The following is a 682-nucleotide window of genomic DNA, read 5'->3' on the forward strand; positions in this document are numbered from 1 at the left end:
ATGCTATTTTTATGATTGGTATCAATCATTTTATTGATATTAATACGAGTAAAGTCAGATAAATCTTGAAAATTCTTATATATATTTACAATCTCATTATTTCTATCTTTGTTTATGATTACACCTGTAATGGATTGGTTTGCTAATATATTTTTATCATTTTCTTGTACATTTATTAAAGTCTTTATCCCTTGATTTAATATTAAATTATTTCTTAATTCATAACATGAATAATCCGACAATATTGTCCTTGGTAATAACAAAGCTATTGTAGATTTTGAATGTGTATAGTTCAGAACTATATCTTCCACAAAGCACTTATAAATATTTGGTGTACCTTTATCAATATGTTTATAATGTTTTTTGATTGAGTGTTTTATGCTTACATATTTCTCTTTAACTTTTAAATACTCTTTTTCAGAGTCAAAATATCGTTTCTCAGCTCTCAAATTTTTATATGGCGGGTTTGTAATTACTATATCAAATTTTAGATTATCAAAATAAGTACTTAAAGGTATATATTGAGGGTTATCAGATGACAAATCATATGCCAACGCATTTCCTACATTATATTTTTCATAGTCATCATTTAATGTAATATTAAAATAAGTCAAAGAAAACTTCTTCAAGGATTTAATATATTCTTTTAAAGCTTCCTCATCCACATCACAAACGTAGATAT

The 682-nt window shown here is 24.6% G+C and carries 1 protein-coding gene; it reads right to left on the bottom strand.

The window, feature by feature from the left end; translation table 11 throughout:
• The coding region (locus BU038_RS12335) for an Eco57I restriction-modification methylase domain-containing protein (RefSeq protein WP_158262805.1) at positions 1-682 on the bottom strand (682 nt) is incomplete at both ends.

Origin of the sequence: Staphylococcus simulans (genome assembly GCF_003043455.1) — a bacterium.
Classification (GTDB): domain Bacteria; phylum Bacillota; class Bacilli; order Staphylococcales; family Staphylococcaceae; genus Staphylococcus; species Staphylococcus simulans_A.